The sequence below is a fragment of the Massilia sp. UBA6681 genome (assembly GCF_002454935.1).
GTDB lineage: Bacteria > Pseudomonadota > Gammaproteobacteria > Burkholderiales > Burkholderiaceae_D > Telluria > Telluria varians.
In genome coordinates, this window is the sequence record NZ_DKJX01000089.1 from 1 (window position 1) to 16,740 (window position 16,740).

The 16,740-nt window shown below is 65.8% G+C and carries 16 protein-coding genes and 1 pseudogene; 4 read left to right on the forward strand and 13 right to left on the reverse strand.

Annotated features, from left to right (window positions below; all coding sequences use genetic code 11):
• The 8 genes and pseudogenes from B2R83_RS16175 to B2R83_RS16210 all read right to left on the reverse strand — a co-directional run.
• Positions 1-389 (reverse strand): annotated as a pseudogene (locus tag B2R83_RS16175) (hypothetical protein); the annotation flags it as partial.
• A gap of 90 nt (positions 390-479) precedes the next feature.
• Positions 480-905, reverse strand: a complete 426-nt coding sequence (locus B2R83_RS16180) for a hypothetical protein (RefSeq protein WP_292043399.1) — start codon at positions 903-905, stop codon at positions 480-482.
• A gap of 220 nt (positions 906-1,125) precedes the next feature.
• On the reverse strand, positions 1,126-1,917 hold the full coding sequence (locus B2R83_RS16185; RefSeq protein ID WP_292043401.1) for a peptidylprolyl isomerase: 792 nt from the start codon (positions 1,915-1,917) through the stop codon (positions 1,126-1,128).
• 81 nt (positions 1,918-1,998) lie between these two features.
• Positions 1,999-2,778, reverse strand: coding sequence for a peptidylprolyl isomerase (locus B2R83_RS16190; RefSeq protein ID WP_036206173.1), 780 nt, complete (start codon positions 2,776-2,778; stop codon positions 1,999-2,001).
• 120 nt (positions 2,779-2,898) lie between these two features.
• Positions 2,899-3,177: a BolA family protein gene (locus tag B2R83_RS16195; RefSeq protein ID WP_292043404.1), complete on the reverse strand. Its 279-nt coding sequence runs from the start codon at positions 3,175-3,177 to the stop codon at positions 2,899-2,901.
• On the reverse strand, positions 3,167-3,808 hold the full coding sequence (locus tag B2R83_RS16200; RefSeq protein ID WP_285379918.1) for a septation protein A: 642 nt from the start codon (positions 3,806-3,808) through the stop codon (positions 3,167-3,169). Before B2R83_RS16200 ends, B2R83_RS16195 begins: the two co-directional genes overlap by 11 nt.
• A 20-nt stretch (positions 3,809-3,828) precedes the next feature.
• Complete coding sequence (gene msrB, locus B2R83_RS16205; protein ID WP_292043406.1) at positions 3,829-4,224, reverse strand: peptide-methionine (R)-S-oxide reductase MsrB; 396 nt, start codon at positions 4,222-4,224, stop codon at positions 3,829-3,831.
• A gap of 35 nt (positions 4,225-4,259) precedes the next feature.
• Positions 4,260-5,726, reverse strand: a complete 1,467-nt coding sequence (locus tag B2R83_RS16210) for a protein adenylyltransferase SelO (protein WP_292043491.1) — start codon at positions 5,724-5,726, stop codon at positions 4,260-4,262.
• 189 nt (positions 5,727-5,915) lie between these two features.
• Between B2R83_RS16210 and B2R83_RS16215 the strand changes: the two genes are divergently transcribed.
• Entirely contained in the window at positions 5,916-7,580 is a 1,665-nt protein-coding gene (locus B2R83_RS16215) for a 3-(methylthio)propionyl-CoA ligase (protein WP_292043413.1), read from the forward strand.
• 5 nt (positions 7,581-7,585) lie between these two features.
• On the opposite strand, the gene B2R83_RS16220 is transcribed toward B2R83_RS16215, so the two are convergent.
• The 4 genes from B2R83_RS16220 to B2R83_RS16235 are packed head-to-tail and all read right to left on the reverse strand — an operon-like array spanning position 7,586 to position 11,803.
• Positions 7,586-8,581, reverse strand: a complete 996-nt coding sequence (locus tag B2R83_RS16220; RefSeq protein WP_292043417.1) for a 2-hydroxyacid dehydrogenase — start codon at positions 8,579-8,581, stop codon at positions 7,586-7,588.
• Between the two features lie 20 nt (positions 8,582-8,601).
• Positions 8,602-10,437, reverse strand: coding sequence for a putative bifunctional diguanylate cyclase/phosphodiesterase (locus tag B2R83_RS16225; protein WP_292043418.1), 1,836 nt, complete (start codon positions 10,435-10,437; stop codon positions 8,602-8,604).
• Complete coding sequence (locus B2R83_RS16230; protein WP_292043419.1) at positions 10,415-11,041, reverse strand: MEDS domain-containing protein; 627 nt, start codon at positions 11,039-11,041, stop codon at positions 10,415-10,417. The genes B2R83_RS16225 and B2R83_RS16230 overlap by 23 nt, the downstream gene beginning before the upstream one ends.
• A 60-nt stretch (positions 11,042-11,101) precedes the next feature.
• Positions 11,102-11,803 carry a hypothetical protein gene (locus tag B2R83_RS16235; protein WP_292043420.1) on the reverse strand — a complete coding sequence of 234 codons (702 nt, stop codon included), beginning with the start codon at positions 11,801-11,803 and terminating at the stop codon, positions 11,102-11,104.
• A gap of 144 nt (positions 11,804-11,947) precedes the next feature.
• Here B2R83_RS16235 and B2R83_RS16240 point away from each other — a divergent pair, with 144 nt between their 5' ends.
• The 3 genes from B2R83_RS16240 (at position 11,948) to B2R83_RS16250 (ending at position 14,900) form a co-directional block, all read left to right on the forward strand.
• The gene (locus B2R83_RS16240) at positions 11,948-14,035 is read left to right on the forward strand and encodes a 3-hydroxyacyl-CoA dehydrogenase NAD-binding domain-containing protein (protein ID WP_292043426.1); all 2,088 of its coding nucleotides are present in this window, start codon (positions 11,948-11,950) and stop codon (positions 14,033-14,035) included.
• A gap of 5 nt (positions 14,036-14,040) precedes the next feature.
• A complete protein-coding gene (locus B2R83_RS16245; protein WP_292043427.1) occupies positions 14,041-14,577 on the forward strand; it encodes a DUF2939 domain-containing protein in 537 nt (178 codons plus the stop codon).
• 74 nt (positions 14,578-14,651) lie between these two features.
• Positions 14,652-14,900: a hypothetical protein gene (locus tag B2R83_RS16250; RefSeq protein ID WP_292043434.1), complete on the forward strand. Its 249-nt coding sequence runs from the start codon at positions 14,652-14,654 to the stop codon at positions 14,898-14,900.
• Between the two features lie 66 nt (positions 14,901-14,966).
• Here the strand turns inward: B2R83_RS16250 and B2R83_RS16255 are convergent, their stop codons facing one another.
• The gene (locus B2R83_RS16255; protein ID WP_292043439.1) at positions 14,967-16,667 is read right to left on the reverse strand and encodes an MFS transporter; all 1,701 of its coding nucleotides are present in this window, start codon (positions 16,665-16,667) and stop codon (positions 14,967-14,969) included.
• Between the last annotated feature and the right edge of the window lie 73 nt (positions 16,668-16,740).

A 16,740-nucleotide genomic window follows, 5' to 3' on the forward strand; every position in this document is an offset into this window, starting at 1 on the left:
TCCCGCTCGCACCGCTCGTGGCCAGCTTCGGCGTCGCCGTCCCGCAGCTGTCCGGCACCCCCGGGTTCGGGGACCAGCCCGGCGCCGCCGCTACCGCCGCCGGCGCCCGGCATCGGCTGGGTCTGCGGATCCGCGCCGCCTTGCCTGGCGCTGCCGCGGCTGGTCTGCGGCGCTCCTGGGGGCATCGCATTCGCTTCCGGTGGTGATGCGAGGAAGTCGCCCTGCTGGCTGTCGCCGCCATGGGCGCCGCCCGTGTAATGGCCCGCGTTCGACTGCACGCTGCCTGCGCCCGGATCCTGGGGCGGCACCTCGTACTGCCACAGTCCGCCCTGGGAGGCGTTCTTGCCGTCCTGGCTGGCGGGTGCTGCTTTCGCTTGTTCCTTGTCCATGTCGTCCTCCTGTGGATCAAACGGCCCGATAGTAGCCGTCAAGAGAAAAAACAGGCGCTATGGAGGAAGCGCCCGAAGCAAATGGCGGAGTCAGCTACGGTCGGTGCCGGCGGAGCCGCTCATGTTGCCATCCGCATTGCTGGCGTCGTCAGGAGGGCCGCCAGCCGCGCCGCCCGTGGCCTGGGCTTCCCTGCTGGCCTCGATGCCGCCGATGGTGCCTGGCGCGGGATCGGTGGCGCTGCCGGCGCCGCTGAGCGGCCGCCCCGGTGCGTTGACGTTGCTCTCGGCCGGCGCCTCGACGATCCCGCCACCGTGGCCAGCCGCATTCGGCGTGTAGTGACCTGCATTCGATTGGTCGGCGCCCGTACCGCTGCCCGGCGGTGGCACCTGGTAACGCCATACCGCCTCGGTGGACTGGTCGGCGCCGGCGCCGCCTGGCAAGCCGCTGGTGTCGCCCGGGCCTTCACGGCCACCGTCGAGTGCTGGTCCATGCTGGGTGTGTTGTTCGTTGCTCATGCTGGTCTCCTGTTCGGTTGTCCATGTTGATGATCTTAGCCAACCGTGCCGGAGCCTGAATAGGCGCACGCTCCGTGCTCCCGTAGGAGGGTTCCGAAGCGCGCGCTTGCGCATTCCATAAGGAAAATATGGAGGCTGCTCTATGACGAACACTGAGCAGGGCATCGGGCAATAAAAAAGCGCTCCCGCGGGAGCGCTTTTTCGTTCGGTGAGACCGTGCTTACTGGATCTTGGCCTTCTTGACCAGGCTTTCGCGGTACTGCGCCAGCTGGCGCTGCTGCAGCGATTCCGCGACCTGCTGCTTGACTTCGTCCAGGGCCGGGATCTTGGCCTGGCGCACGTCTTCCAGCTTGATCACGTGGAAGCCGTACTGGCTCTTGACCGGAGTGTCGGTGATGGCGCCTTTTTGCAGGGCAACCATGGCCTTCGAGAACTCAGGCACGTAGTTGGCCGGGCTTGCCCAGTCTAGGTCGCCGCCGTTGGCAGCCGAGCCGTCCTTCGAATGCTGCTTGGCCAGGTCTTCGAACTTGGAGCCGCTCTTGAGCTTGGTGATGATGGACTTCGCTTCGTCTTCGGTCGGGACCAGGATGTGGCGTGCGTGGTATTCCTTGTCGCCCACCTGTGCCTTGTACTTGTCGTACTCGGCCTTGATGTCGGCATCCTTGATCGGGTTCTTCTTGACGTAGTCGGCCAGCATGGCGTTGATGATGATGCTCTGGCGGGCATTGTCGATCGCTGCCTTGACGTCGGCGCGGCCGCCGATGCCTTGCTTGTCGGCTTCCTGGATCAGGACTTCGCGGCCGATCAGGTCTTTCTTGATGGCGTCGCGCAGCTGTTGCGAATCGGTGGCGCGGCCTTGCGCGACCACTTGCTTGACCAGCTGGTCAACCTTTGCCGCCGGGATGGGCTTGCCATTGACGGTGGCGACGTTCTGCGCAATAGCAGGCGCGGCGATCATCGCGGCCGTGGCCAAGCTGATTGCCAAAGTCAGGCGGGCTGGCTTCAAAATCATTGTTAAGGTCCTATCTAAACACGAAAAAGTTCGCCGCAGGCGGCAAGAACCGGTGCCATCAGGCACCGGCGGTAGTACATCTTACTGCACCTTTGCCTTTTTGACCATTTGGTCACGGTAGTCAGCCAGCTTTTTCTGAGCCAGGGCGTCCTGGATCTGCGGCTTGACTTCTTCCAGCGACGGCAGCTTGGCCGCACGGGTGTCGTCCAGCTTGATGACGTGGAAACCGTTGGCGGTCTTCACCGGCTTGTCGGTGACGCCGCCTTTTTGCAGGCCGGTGAAGCCGGCAGCGAATTCAGGCGGGAACGAGGACGGGGTGGCCCAGTCCAGGTCGCCGCCGTTGTTGGCGGTGCCGGTGTCCTTCGACTGCTTGGCCAGCTCTTCGAACTTGCTGCCGGCCTTGATCTTGGCGATCACGGCATTGGCATCGGCTTCGGTATCGAGCAGGATGTGGCGCACGTGGTATTCCTTGTCGCCGGTCTGGGCCTTGAAGCGGTCGTACTCGGCCTTGATCTCGGCGTCGGTCACCGGGTTCTTCTGGATGTAGTCGCGGGCCAGCTGGTTCACGACGATGGCCTGGCGCGCGTTGTCGAGGGCGGCGCGCACTTCCGGCTTCTTGTCGTAGCCCTGCTTGATGGCTTCCTGCATCAGCACTTCGCGGGCGATCATCTCTTCCTTGATGGCCAGGCGCGTTTGCGGATTGTCCTGGGCCTGGCCGGCGGCGACCAGCTGCTTGACCGCTTCCTCGACGCGCGAGGTCGGGATGGCTTTGCCGTTGACGACGGCGAGGTTCTGCGCAAAGGCGGGTGCTGCGGACACGGCGATCAGCGCTAACAGCAGGCGTGCTGGCTTAAAAGTCATTTCTGGAATTCCTGTGGGAGGGGTGCTTGGACGAGATTTGATTAGTTCTTGTACTTCAAGTTCTGGTACTTAGCGTTACAGATTGTCGGCCACTATTCTTAAAGTAGACTGAAGATGAGTTCAAGGCGATTCCGACGGTGCGAGGGCCGTGATGGCCAGCGCATGGATTTCCGCCTTGTTGATCATTTCGTGAACGGCATCATACACAAGACGATGGCGCATGACTAGCGTGAGGCCCTGGAACTTCTCCGATACGATTTTCACACTGTAATGGCTGCCGCCCGAGGCGGCGCCGGCGTGGCCGGCATGCAGGTGCGAGTCGTCGGTGATGTCCAGCACGGTCGGGCTGAGTTCGGCCTGCAGGCGCTCGCGCAGGCGTTCGGTACGGTTAGCTTCCATTTTGAGCATCCTCCTGGATATGTTTGGAGAGGAACAGCGATTGGATGATGATAAAGGCGAACAGGATGCCGCTGATGCCGAACAGCTTGAAACTGACCCAGGCGCCGGTATCGCTACGGAAGACCACGAACGCCATCAGGAGGTTCAGCAGGCCCAGCCCGATAAAGAAGGCGATCCAGGCATACAGGACGCGGGTCCAGACCGCGTCCGGCAGGTTCATCGCGCCCCCGAGCGCCGAGCGCATCAGGTTCTTACGGTAGATCAGTTGCGCCAGCAGCAGGGCGACGCCGAAGGCCCAGTACAGGATGGTCGGCTTCCACTTGATGAAGGTGTCGTCGTGGAAGTAGATGGTGGCGCCGCCGGCCACCACCACCACGCCCAGCGACAGCCACAGCATGCCGTCGACCTTGCGGCGGCGCGCCAGCAGGTAGACGATCTGCAGCACCGTGGCGACGATCGTGACCGCCGTCGCCAGCAGGATCGGCGACTGCGCGGCCGGCACCGCGCCGCCCGAGATCAGGAAACCAAGGTGATCGGTGACAAGCCCGTGGGCCCATTCCTGGTTGTTTTCCCCATATTTGTAGATGCCGAAGAACAGGATCACCGGCAGCATGTCGAACAGGAACTTGATCATTGAGTTCTCCGCCTTCCTCAGAGGGGCTCGAAGCGCATGGCCGCCGAGTTGATGCAGTAGCGCAGGCCGGTGGGCGGCGGACCGTCCGGGAACACGTGCCCGAGGTGGGCGTCGCAGATGGCGCAGATGATCTCGGTACGCAGCATGCCGTGGCTGCGGTCGACCTTCTCGATGACATTATCCGGGTCGAGCGCCTTGAAATAGCTCGGCCAGCCGCAGCCGGAGTCGAACTTGGCGTCGGATTCGAACAGCGGGGTATCGCAGCAGACGCAGTGGTAGATGCCGTGCTCGTGGTGGTCCCAGTACTTGCCGGTGAAGGCGCGCTCGGTGGCGGCGTGGCGGGTCACCTGGTATTCCATCGGGTCCAGCTGGGCGCGCCACTCGGCGTCGCTCTTGGTCACTTTGTCGTTCATGACGGTTCCTTCTTGAGTCTCTTGTTTCTGGTGGTTCAGGACGAGCAGCTCACCTCGAGGTGGGCTGCCCAATCGGGCGGCAGGGCCGCATACGATTCGTTCTCCGGCTGCTCGTCGAAGGGGCGCTCCAGGACGGCGAGCAGCTTGTGCACGCCGCTGAAATCGCCGTTCTGGGCCTGTTCGATCGCGGTCTGGGCCAGGTAGTTGCGCAGCACGTACTTCGGGTTACTGCGGTGCATCGCGGCGCGCCGCAGTTCGTCGCTGCTGTCTTCGAGCCGCAGGCGCGCGCGGTACCGGCCGGCCCAGGCGTCGAAGGCTTCGCGGTCGAGGAACAGGTCGCGCACCGGCGCATCCTGTTCCACGCCACCCTCGCGTTGCAAGTCGCCCAGGCGGCGGAAGAACAGCGTGAAGTCGGCGTGATTCGCCTGCAGCAGCTTGAACATGTCGTCGAACAGGGCGCTGTCTTCGTCGCGCGCGTCGAACAGGCCGAGCTTGGCATGCAGCAGTTCGTCCAGCCTGGCGCCGAAGGCGGGGCGGTAGACGTCCAGCGCTTCCTCGGTGTCCTCCGGGGTGCCGATCAGCGGCAGCAGGGCATTGCCGAGCGCGTAGCAGTTCCAGTGCCCCACCGGCACCTGGTTGGCATAGGAATAGCGACCGCCCTGGTCGGTATGGTTGCAGATGTGGTTGGCGTCAAACGCTTCCATGAAGCCGAAGGGCCCGTAGTCGAGCGTCAGGCCCAGGATCGACATATTGTCGGTGTTCATCACGCCATGCATGAAGCCGACCGCCTGCCAGCCGGCGATCATGTGGGCCGTGCGGCGCGTGACTTCGGCCAGCAGTTCCTTGTAGGGATTGACGGCGCCAAGGAATTCCGGATACCAGTTTTTGATGACGTAGTCGGCCAGGATCCTGAGTTCATCCTGCTTGCCGCGGTAATGCCAGTGCTCGAAGGAACCGAAACGCACGAAGGTCGGCGCCATCCGCGTCACCACAGCGGCGGTCTCGACGGTTTCGCGCATGACGCGCTGGTGCGAACCGGTCAGCATCAGGGCGCGGGTGGTCGGAATGCCCAGCGCCGCCATGGCTTCCGAGCACAGGAATTCGCGGATCGAGGAGCGCAGCACCGCGCGGCCGTCGCCCATGCGCGAATAGGGCGTCATGCCGGCGCCCTTGAGCTGCACTTCCATAGTGCCGTTCGGGCCCGGCAGGTCGCCCAGCGTGATCGCGCGTCCGTCGCCGAGCTGGCCGGCCCAGACGCCGAACTGGTGGCCCGAATAGACCGCTGACAGTGGCTGGGAACGCACCGCCACCTTGTTGCCGGTAAAAACGTCGACGAAATCGTCCCCGGCAAGCGCCTGCGGGTCGAGCCCTACCTGCGCCGCCGCGGGTGCACTGGCAGCGATGAAATAGGGCGCCGGCAAGGGCGTCGGCATCAGCCGGGTATGGAAGGCCGGCGGCAACTCGGCAAACGAGTTGTTGAAGGGGAGTTCGTCAGCAGTGATGGCAGCTCCTTCGGTAGGCGGTCGGCACGCTTATGCGTGTGGTATTGGCAGGATTCTACCGTACCGGGCCGATTCCATCGGCGCACGGCTGCATCCGGCCATGCTGCGGCGCGCAATCGAATTGCGTTGACGACAGCACAACTGGGAGTTGAAACTCGGAATTTGTTGTACTAAGTACATGGAGACCTGATGAACGCTGCTGTGAACGCTTACCCGGCCAGTCCCCTGATGGGGCAGATGATGGACCAGCCGCTGCTGGTCTCGAACATTATCGAGTTCGCCGCCCGCCACTACGGCGCCAGCGAGGTCGTCTCGCGCCGGGTCGAGGGCGACATCCACCGGACCACCTACCGCGAGCTGGAGGCGCGGGCGCGCCGCATGGCCCAGGCCTTGCTGCGGCTCGGCGTGGGCATGGGCGACCGGGTCGCCACGCTGGCCTGGAACGGCTACCGCCACATGGAGCTGTACTACGCGGTGTCGGGTTCGGGCGCGGTCCTGCATACGATCAACCCGCGCCTGCATCCGGAGCAGATCGCCTACATCATCAACCATGCCGAGGGCCAGTACCTGTTCTTCGACCTGACTTTCCTGCCGGCGATCGAGGCGATGGCGCGCCACTGCAAGACCATCAAGGGCTATGTGGCCATGTGCGGGCGCGAGCACATGCCGCAGGAGACCGACATCCCGATGCTGCTGTGCTACGAGGACCTGGTCGACTCCGCCTCCGGCGAGTATGCCTGGCCGCAGTTCGACGAGCGTTCGGCCGCCAGCCTGTGCTACACCTCGGGCACGACCGGCAATCCGAAGGGCGCGCTGTACTCGCATCGCTCGACCGTGCTGCACGCGTATGCGTCCGCCATGCCCAACGCGCTCAACGTGTCCGCCCGCGATACCGTGCTGCCGGTGGTGCCGATGTTCCATGTGAACGCCTGGGGCCTGCCGTATTCGGTGCCGCTGTCGGGGGCGAAGATGGTGTTCCCGGGACCGGCCCTGGACGGCAAGTCGCTGTACGAGCTGTTCGAGGCCGAAGGCGTCACGTTCTCGGCCGGCGTGCCCACCGTCTGGCTCGGCCTGGTCAATCACGTGCTGCAGAACGACCTGCGCTTTTCCACCTTCCGGCGCACCGTGATCGGCGGCTCGGCCTGCCCGCCGGCCATGATGGACCTGCTCATCGACAAACTGGGCGTCGAGGTGGTGCACGCCTGGGGCATGACCGAGATGTCGCCGCTCGGCACCGCCTGCACCCTGCTGGGCAAGCACCTGGCGCTGCCGGCGGAAAGCCGGCGCGCCGTGCTGCGCAAGCAGGGGCACGCCATCTACGGCGTCGACATGAAGATCGTCGACGACGACGGCAGCGAGCTGCCCTGGGACGGCGCCACCTACGGCCACCTGCTGGTGAAGGGGCCCTGGGTGGTGTCGGGCTACTTCCGCGGCGAGGGCGGGGACGTCCTGCAGGATGGCTGGTTCCCGACCGGCGACGTGGCCACCATCGATCCGGACGGATACTTGGCGATCACCGACCGCAGCAAGGACGTGATCAAGTCGGGCGGCGAGTGGATCGGCTCGATCGACCTGGAAAACATCGCCATGGCGCACCCGGCGGTGCTGCAGGCCGCCTGCATCGGCGTCGCGCACCCGAAGTGGGCCGAGCGCCCCTTGCTGGTGGTGGTCAAGCGTCCCGGCGCTTCAGTTTCGCGCGAGGAGTTACTGGCCTGCTTCGAGGGCAAGGTGGCCAAGTGGTGGATCCCGGACGACGTGGTCTTTACCGAGGCGCTGCCGGTCGGCGGCACCGGCAAGATCCAGAAGAACAAGCTGCGCGACATCTACCAGGAGCACCGGCTGCCGACCGCCTGACGCCGTCAGGCCGGCGGCACGCGGTTGACCAGGGCTTCGCCGCGCTCGAAGGCGCTGATGCTGTCGATTGTGGTCTGCATGATCTGGCCGATCGCTTCCACCGTGAAAAAGGCCTGGTGGCCGGTGACGATCACGTTCGGGAAGGAGACCAGGCGCTGGATCACGTCGTCGCAGATGATGGTCGAGGACAGGTCCTGGAAGAACAAATTCGCTTCCTGCTCGTAGACGTCGATCGCCAGGCCGCCGAGCTGTCCGCTCTTGAGCGCCGCGATGGCGGCTTCGGTGTCGACCAGGCCGCCCCGGCTGGTGTTGACCAGGATGCTGCCGCGCTTGAGCCGCGCCAGGTTGTGCGCATTGATGATGTAGCGCGTCGCCTCCGTCAGCGGGCAGTGCAGCGACACCGCGTCGCTGCGCGCGAGCAGCTCGTCGACCGCGACGTAGCTGCCGCCGGCCTCCTCGAAGCCCCGGCTCGGGGTGGGATCGTGGCCGAGGATGGTGCAGCCGAAACCGGCCATGATGCGGGCGAAAATCACGCCGATCTTGCCGGTGCCGATGACGCCGATGGTCTTGCCGTGCAGGTCGAAGCCCATCAGGCCCTCGAGGTCGAAATTGCCGTCGCGGGTGCGGGCGCTGGCGCGCGCGATCTTCCGGTTCACGCCCAGCAGCAGGCCTACCGCGAACTCCGCGACCGAATGGGGCGAATAGTCCGTGACGCGCACCACCTCGATGCCCAGCTGCGTGGCCGCCGCCACGTCGATCTGGTTGTAGCCGGTGGAGCGGGTCGCCACCAGCCGCGTGCCTTGCCGGGCGAGCGCGGCCAGCACCTGGGCGTCGACGCTGTCGTTGACGAACACGCAGACCGCCTCGCAGCCTTCGGCCAGGCTGGCGCTCGCCAGGGTCAGGCGGTCTTCGAAAAAGCGCAGCTCGTGGCCGGCATCCTGGTTGGCGCGTGCCAGCAGGGTCTTGTCGTAGCGGCGCGCGCTGAATACGGCGGTCTTCATCGGATGGTTCCTCCCCTGGTTCAGGCCTGGCGGGTATCCCAGCCCGGCGGATCGCCCTTGCGGTACAGGGCTTCGAGTTCCTCGGCCGGCAGGGGGCGCGACAACAGATAGCCCTGGATCTCGTCGCAACCGTGCTGCCGCAGGAAGCAGGCCTGTCCGGGCGTTTCCACGCCCTCGGCGTTGACCTTCATGCCGAGCGTGCGGGCGAAGGAGATCACGGCCAGCGCCACCGCCGCGGCGCTCTGGTCGCCCTCGATTTCCTTCACAAAGGAACGGTCGATCTTCAGCTTGTCGACACGGAAGTAGCGCAGCGCGCTCAGGCTCGAGTAGCCGGTGCCGAAATCGTCGATCGAGGTGCGCACGCCCAGGGCCTTCAGCTCGTGCATCAGCGTCGATGCGTACTCGAGGTCGTGCATGATCGAGCTTTCGGTGATCTCCAGCTCCAGGCAGCTGGGATCCAGCTTGGTGTCCTTCAGCACGGCGTCCACCACCTCGACGATGCGGCGGTCGCGCAGCTGCCGGGCGGCGACGTTGACCGCCACCGACTTGCCCGGCAGGCCGGCCCGGTGCCACCCGGCGGCCTGGCGGCAGGCCTGCTCCAGCACCTGCTCGCCGAGCGCCACGATCAGGGACGACTCTTCGGCCAGCGGAATGAATTCGCCGGGCGGCAGCAGGCCGCGCTTCGGGTGCTGCCAGCGCACCAGGGCTTCGACCCCGCGCCAGGCGCCGGTGTGCAGGTCGAGCTTGGGCTGGTAGTGCAGCACCAGTTGCCCGTGGGGAATCGCTTCGCGCAGCTCGGCTTCGCGTTCCATGCGCTCGGCGACCGCGGCGTCGCGGGTGCTGGCGTAGAACTGCATGCCGTCCTTGCCGGAGCGCTTGGCCCGGTGCATGGCCGAGTTCGCGCGGCGCAGCAGCAGCTCCGGGTCTTCGCCGTCGAACGGGTAGACGCTGGCGCCGATGCTGCCCGTGACCACCAGCTCCTTGTCGTCGAGCCGCAGCGGCTCGCGCACGGCGGCCAGCATCTCGTGCAGCCAGTGGCTGCTGCGCTCGACGTGCTCGAGTCCGGCCAGCAGGATCACGAATTCGTCCGAACCGATCCGGGCCACGGCGTCGCAGTCGGGCACCACCCGGCACAGCCGCCGGGCGGTCTCGCGCAGGAAGGCGTCGCCGCAAGCATTACCCAGGCCGGTATTCATGAAGCTGAAACTGTCGAGGTCGAGGTAGACCACCACGATCACGTGCCCGTCGCGGCGCGCGTGGGAAATGGCGGTGTGCAGGCGGTCGAGCAGGAGCGGCCGGTTGGCGAGCCCGGTGAGCAGGTCGTGGGTGGCGCGGTATTCGAGTTCGCGGGTGCGCTCGGCGACCCGCAGTTCGAGGCTGTCGCGCGCCTGGCGCAATTCCTCGTTGAGCCGGACCAGTTGCGCCTCGTACAGGCGCGACGCCAGCACCCGGCTGATCGTGCTGGAGATATTGCTGAGAAAGTCGCGGTAGGGGCGCAGGGCCGCTTCGTTCGCAATCTGCACGACCAGGCAGCCGAAATGCTGCTCGGGCGTGCGGATGGGAAAGCAATGCCCCTCGTGGCCGATATTGCGCTGCAGGTTGCCGGCGGGAGCCGGGCCGGCGCCGCCCTTGCAGCATCCGAGCAGGGCCGCGATCTCCGCGGTCGGCGGCGTCGTCCGCCCCTCGAGGTGGACGTGGGCATCGGCGATGCCCGGGACGCCCGAGAGTGCGCGCCGCACGAAGCCGTCCAGGCGCTCGTCGTCGGGCAGGGCATCGATGGCCTGCTGGATCACCAGCAGGCGACCTAGGACGGCCGCGCTGGGCGCGCCCTTGTCATGCCCCGGGGTGGTGTCCATGCCTGGCGGGTGGATGCTGGTAAAAAGGGTTGCGCAGGATGTGGCCGGCGACAATCAGGATCGGATGGACGCTCATGACGTCGAACATGGTGGCGCCGTCGAACTGGCGCAGGTCGTACTGGCACATCACCGTCACCGGCGTCTCCCTGACCAGCTCGTTGATGCGCGATTCGTACTCGATGATCAGGTCGGAACCTGGAATGCCGCGCAGGGCCCAGCTCATTTCGCCGGTGAAGCGGGCGCCGGCCTGGCCTGCGGCGATGCATTGATCGTACACGGAACGCAAGCGCGCCAGCATGGCGTCCGGATCGAAGCGGCCGTCCGGATAATAGACTTCGCTGGCGGTCGCGAAGTCGATGCGGCCAGGCAAGCCGCGTCCGGCGTTCGCCAGGTCGAGCTCGGCCATGACGCCCGGCAGCCCGGCAGCGTCGGGCACGTCGGCGTGGTAATTGAAGCATTCATGCTCGAGCAGCGCATGACGGGCGAACAGCGGCAGGATGCGGCGCCGCTCCTCGTCGTCGTTGTAGAGGTAACAGATGTGGGTCCCCTCCGGGTAGCGCTCATCCGTGAAGCCAAGGCAGATATGGCGTTGTTCTTCGCTCATGCGACAGCTCCAGTGTCCTGTGCGTACAGGATACACCGGCGCCGAAGATGAAGCTGCCCGTTAGGCGCGGCCCGGCAGGACGTGGCGGAAGCTCGGCTCGATCCCCATCGCATGCAGGTGGCGCACGATGTCTTCCAGCGTCGCGTCCTTCAGCAGCAGACCGTCGGGCGGCGCCGCCAGCGGGGCCTGTGGGGGCGCGGTCTCGCGCGGCCGGTGCATGGCGGCCAGCGCTTCTTCGAACTGCGCCGGTGCGATGCTTTCCAGTCCTTCCAGGAAAGCCAGCTGGGCCGCAGCGGGCGGCGCGATGTCCAGCCCTTCCTCGCCGGCGAACGAGGCCCCCATGCCGGGATGGATGAAGGCCGCCCATTTGCCGGTCGCGCCGTGGAGGCAGGGCGGCAGTTCGACCGTGCTGCTGGCGTGCAGGGGCAGTTCCGGGAACCAGGCACTACGCAGCAGGGAGAGGAAGCGGCGCACGTCGGCCACCGGCACCGGCTCGCGCAGCGACAGCCACAGGCGGAAGGCGTCGGCGCCGGTGACGCTCACCGCCGGGGCCGGGAAGCCCAGCTTCTCCTGCAGGGTATTGGCGACTTCGCACAGTTGGGCCCAGTGGCCGCTTTCGTCCCCGGCCGCACGCGGGAAGTCGATGACGATGGCGCGCGTCAGGCCGTCGTCCGAGACCAGCGGCGTGGCGGCTGGATGCTGGCCGGTTGCTTGGCCGGGCATGAGGTAGAGCCGGATCAGTTGTGCGAGCAGTTTTTCCATGTGCGGGGTGTGACAGGAGTGTGAGGCGCGTATTCTGGCACATCCCGCCCCGCCAGAAAATAACACGAACGTTCTTTTAGTTGAGGTATAGTTAAGCGGTTCAGCCAGGTTCCAGCCTGGGCATTTACAAGGAGAAGAAGAGACATGAGCGCCGACTACACCGTCCAGGGCAGCGTTGCCGTAGTGACCCTGAATAATCCGCCGGTCAACGGTTTGGGCCTGGAGACCCGGACCGCCGCCGTCGCCGCCATCGGGCGCGCCGAAGCCGACGCGGCCGTCAAGGCCATCGTCCTCACCGGCGCCGGCAAGGCCTTCTCGGGCGGCGCCGACATCCGCGAATTCAATTCGCCCAAGGCCCTGACCGAGCCGACCCTGCACAGCCTGATCCGCGTGGTGGAAAACTGCAGCAAGCCGGTGGTGGCCGCGATCCACAGCGTCTGCATGGGCGGCGGCCTGGAGCTGGCCCTGGGCTGCAACTACCGCGTCGCCTTGCCGGGCGCCCAGATCGCGCTGCCGGAAGTGAAGCTGGGCCTGCTGCCGGGCGCCGGCGGCACCCAGCGCCTGCCGCGCGTGCTGGGCCTGGAAATGGCCCTGAACATGGTGGTGTCGGGCACTCCGGTGGCGTCCGAAAAGCTGGCCGGCACGGCCTTGTTCGACGAGGTCTTCCCGGCCGGGACCGACCTGATCGGCGCAGCCGTGGCTTTCGCCGACAAGGTTGCGGACATCCGTCCACTCCCAAAAGTGCGCGACCGGGCCGTCGATTACCCGAACCCCGACGCCTTCGTGCAGGCCGCGCGCGAGAAGGTCAAGGCGATGGCCGGGCCGTTCCCGGCGCCCCTGGAGTGCGTCGAGACCGTCGCCGCGTCCGTGAGCAAGCCGTTCGAGGAAGGCTTGGCCTTCGAGCGCGAGCGTTTCCTGCACCTGATGCAGACGCCGGAATCGAAGGCCCTGCGCCACGCCTTCATGGCCGAGCGCGCGGCCAGCAAGGTGCCGGACGTGCCGGCGGATACGCCGCTGCGGAAAATCGAGCGCGCAGCCGTGGTCGGCGCCGGCACCATGGGCGGCGGCATCGCGATGAACTTTGCGAACGCCGGCATCCCGGTGACTATCCTGGAAACCAAGCAGGAAGCGCTGGACAAGGGCCTGGCGACCATCCGCAAGAACTACGAGAACACGGTCCGGAAGGGCAAGCTGACGCAGGAGAAGTGCGAGCAAAGGATAAGCCTGATCACCGGCAGCTTGTCCTATGCCGACATCGCCCAGGCCGACATCGTGATCGAAGCCGTGTTCGAAGACATGGGCGTGAAGGAATCGGTGTTCCGCCAGCTCGACGACGCCATGAAGCCGGGCGCGATCCTGGCTTCGAATACCTCGACCCTGGACCTGGACCGCATCGCCGCATCTACTTCCCGCCCGCAGGACGTGATCGGCCTGCACTTCTTCAGCCCGGCCAACGTCATGAAGCTGCTCGAGATCGTGCGCGGCAGGGAAACCGGCAAGGACGTGCTGGCCACCTGCCTGGCGCTGTCCAAGAAGATCAAGAAGACGGGCGTGGTCTCGGGCGTGTGCGACGGCTTCATCGGCAACCGCATGCTGGAGCAGTACCTGCGCCAGGCTTACTTCCTGCTGGAGGAAGGCGCGCTGCCGGAACAGGTGGATGGCGCGATCGAACGCTTCGGTTTCGCGATGGGGCCGTTCCGCATGAGCGACCTGGCCGGCAACGACGTCGGCTGGTATATCCGCAAGCGCCGCGCCATCGAATCGCCGCACATCGCCTATTCGAAGACCGCCGACCTGCTGTGCGAGCAGGGGCGCTTCGGCCAGAAGACCGGCGCCGGCTGGTACGACTACGGGGCGGGCGACCGCAAGGCCACCCCGTCCCGGCTGGTGAACGACATGATCGTGCAGCATTCGCGCGACCTGGGGCTGGAGCGGCGCCGGATCGATGATTCCGAAATCGTCGAGCGCCTGGTGTACTCCCTGGTCAACGAGGGCGCGAAGATCCTGGAAGAGGGCATCGCGCTGCGCGCCTCGGACATCGACATGGTCTACCTGAGCGGCTACGGCTTCCCGCTGCACCGGGGCGGCCCGATGTTCCATGCCGAGTCGGTCGGCCTGCCGAAGGTGCTGGAAGCGATCCGCCGGTACGCCCAGGGCCGCCATGGCGACGCTTGGCAACCGGCGCCGCTGCTGGAGCGCCTGGCGGCCGAGGGCAAGGGTTTCGGCGCTTGAGCGGCATGAAGAAGAAAGCACTTCCGATCGTGGCGGCAGCCGTCGTCGCCGCGCTTGCCCTGGCCACCTGGGCCAGCCCGCACTGGCAGTTGTACCAGATGCGCGCCGCCGTCGAGGCGCGCGACGCCCAGGCCCTGTCGCGCTACGTCGACTTCCCGAAGCTGCGCGAGAGCGTCAAGGTCCAGGTCATGCGCCGGCTGGGCGCGGCAGGCGCATTGGCAGAATCGCGTTCCAATCCGTTCGCTGACTTCGGAAGACGGATGGCGCTGGCGGTGATCGACCCGGTCGTCGATGCCGCGGTCTCGCCGGAGGGCGTGGCGGCCATGCTGGAGGCCGGCGACATCCGCGTGCAGCCCAGGCCGGAGGCGCCGTCCCAGCCGGCCGCCGAAGCACCGCGCGAAAAGCTCAATTACGACGTCTCCTACCGCAGCTGGAACCAGGTGCTGGTCGAGCGCGCCGACGGCGGCGGCGTGGCCTTCGTGCTGGACCGGCACGGGCTGTGGAGCTGGAAGCTGGCGGGCGTCGAGCTGCGCGAGGATTGAGCGTGAGGATTGGTGAGTGTATCCGCCGGCCAGGGTGTTAACATCGTTCCCGTTTCGACCGGATGGAGATGAGGATGACCGATGTGATGACGACGAGCCTTGGTCGCACCTGGTGGTTCGCAGCCGCCATGGGTTTCTTGAGCGCCTTGCTGACTTTCCCGCTGCTGCGGGAGGCGGGGATGGGATCGCGGGAAAACTGGGCGCAGTGGCTGGTGTACTTCCTGTGCTTCTTTACGATCTGGCGCGTCCTGGGCTTTCTCGGCTGGCTGGCGATCGTGCTGATCGCGCCGAAGAGCAAGCTGCTCGATCCGGCCAAGCGCTAGGCGGCCGGCACCGGTCAAAAAAATGCCGCTGTCTCCAGCGGCATTTGCCATTCGACTGACGCTTGCTCAGTCGTGCGCGTAGATGTCGTTATCCTTGGTCTCGCGGATGAACAGGCCGCCGATCACGACGGTCGCCAGCGCGATGATGATCGGATACCACAGGCCGTAGTAGATGTCGCCCTTGAAGGCCACCAGGGCGAAGGTCACGGTCGGCAGCATGCCGCCGAACCAGCCGTTGCCGATGTGGTAGGGCAGGGACATCGAGGTGTAGCGGATGCGGGTCGGGAACATCTCCACCAGCATCGCCGCGATCGGGCCGTACACCATAGTCACGTACAGTACCAGGATGAACAGCAGCAGCACCAGCATTGGCTTGTTCATGGCGGCCGGGTCGGCCTTGTCCGGATAGCCGGCGCTCTTCAGCGCGCCGGTCACCTGCTTCTTGAGCGCGTCTTCCTGGGCTTTCGAGGCGGCGTCGAAGTTCAGGTTATCCGGCGTCATGACCGCATTGAAGGACTGGAAGGTGGTGTCGCCGACCTTGACCGAGGCCACGGTACCGGCTGGCGCTTCCTGGATGTTGTAGCTCACCGAAGCGGCAGTCAGCATGCGGGTCGCGATGTCGCACGAGGACGGGAATTTCTTGGTGCCGGTCGGGTCCACCTGGAAGTGGCAGGTGGCCGGGTCGGCGACGACCACGACCGGTGCGGTCTGGATCGCGCGTTCGAGGGCCGGGTTGCCGTAGTGGGTGATCGCCTTGAAGATCGGGAAGTAGGTGGCGGCGGCGATGACGCAGCCACCCAGGATGATCCACTTGCGGCCGATCTTGTCCGACAGCGCGCCGAAGAAGATGAAGAAGGGCGTGGCCAGGGCCAGGGCGATCATGATCAGGATGTTCGCGGTCGGCTCGTCGATCTTCAGGGTCTTGGTCAGGAAGAACAGGGCGTAGAACTGGCCGGTGTACCAGACCACGGCCTGGCCCATGGTCAGGCCGGCCAGGGCCAGGAAGGCGACCTTGGCGTTCTTCGGCTTCAGGAAGGCTTCCGACAGCGGGGCCTTCGAGGTCTTGCCTTCGGCTTTCATCTTGGCGAAGGCCGGCGACTCGTTCATCGACAGGCGGATCCACACCGAGATGCCCAGCAGGACCACCGAGATCAGGAAGGGAATGCGCCAGCCCCAGGCCTGGAACTCTTCCTCGCCCATGGCGGTACGGGTGCTCAGGATCACGATCAGCGACAGGAACAGGCCGATCGTCGCGGTGGTCTGGATGTAGGCCGTGAACAGCCCGCGCTTGCCGTGCGGTGCATGTTCGGCCACGTAGGTGGCGGCGCCGCCGTATTCGCCGCCGAGCGCCAGGCCCTGCAGGATGCGCAGCGTGACCAGGATGATCGGCGCCGCGATGCCGATGCTTGCATGGCTCGGCAGCAGGCCGACCAAGAAGGTCGAGGCGCCCATGATCAGGATCGTCACCAGGAAGGTGTACTTGCGGCCGATCATGTCGCCCAGCCGGCCGAACACCAGCGCGCCGAAGGGGCGCACGATGAAGCCGGCCGCGAAGGCCATCAGGGCGAAAATGAAGGTGGTGGTGGGGTCGCCGATGAAGAACTGCTTGGCGATGATGGTAGCGAGCGAACCGTACAGGTAGAAGTCGTACCATTCGAATACCGTGCCGAGGGAAGAAGCGAAAATGACTTTCCGTTCTTCCTTGGTGATCCCGGCGGAGGAAGGTGCAGCTTTCCCTCCGGCGGTCATGCCGGGTGTAATTGCCATGTGTGTCTCCGTATAGGTTTTAGTGTCACCGGAAATGCTGATTGTTTGTCAGCTGTCGCGGAGTGTGTGCCGG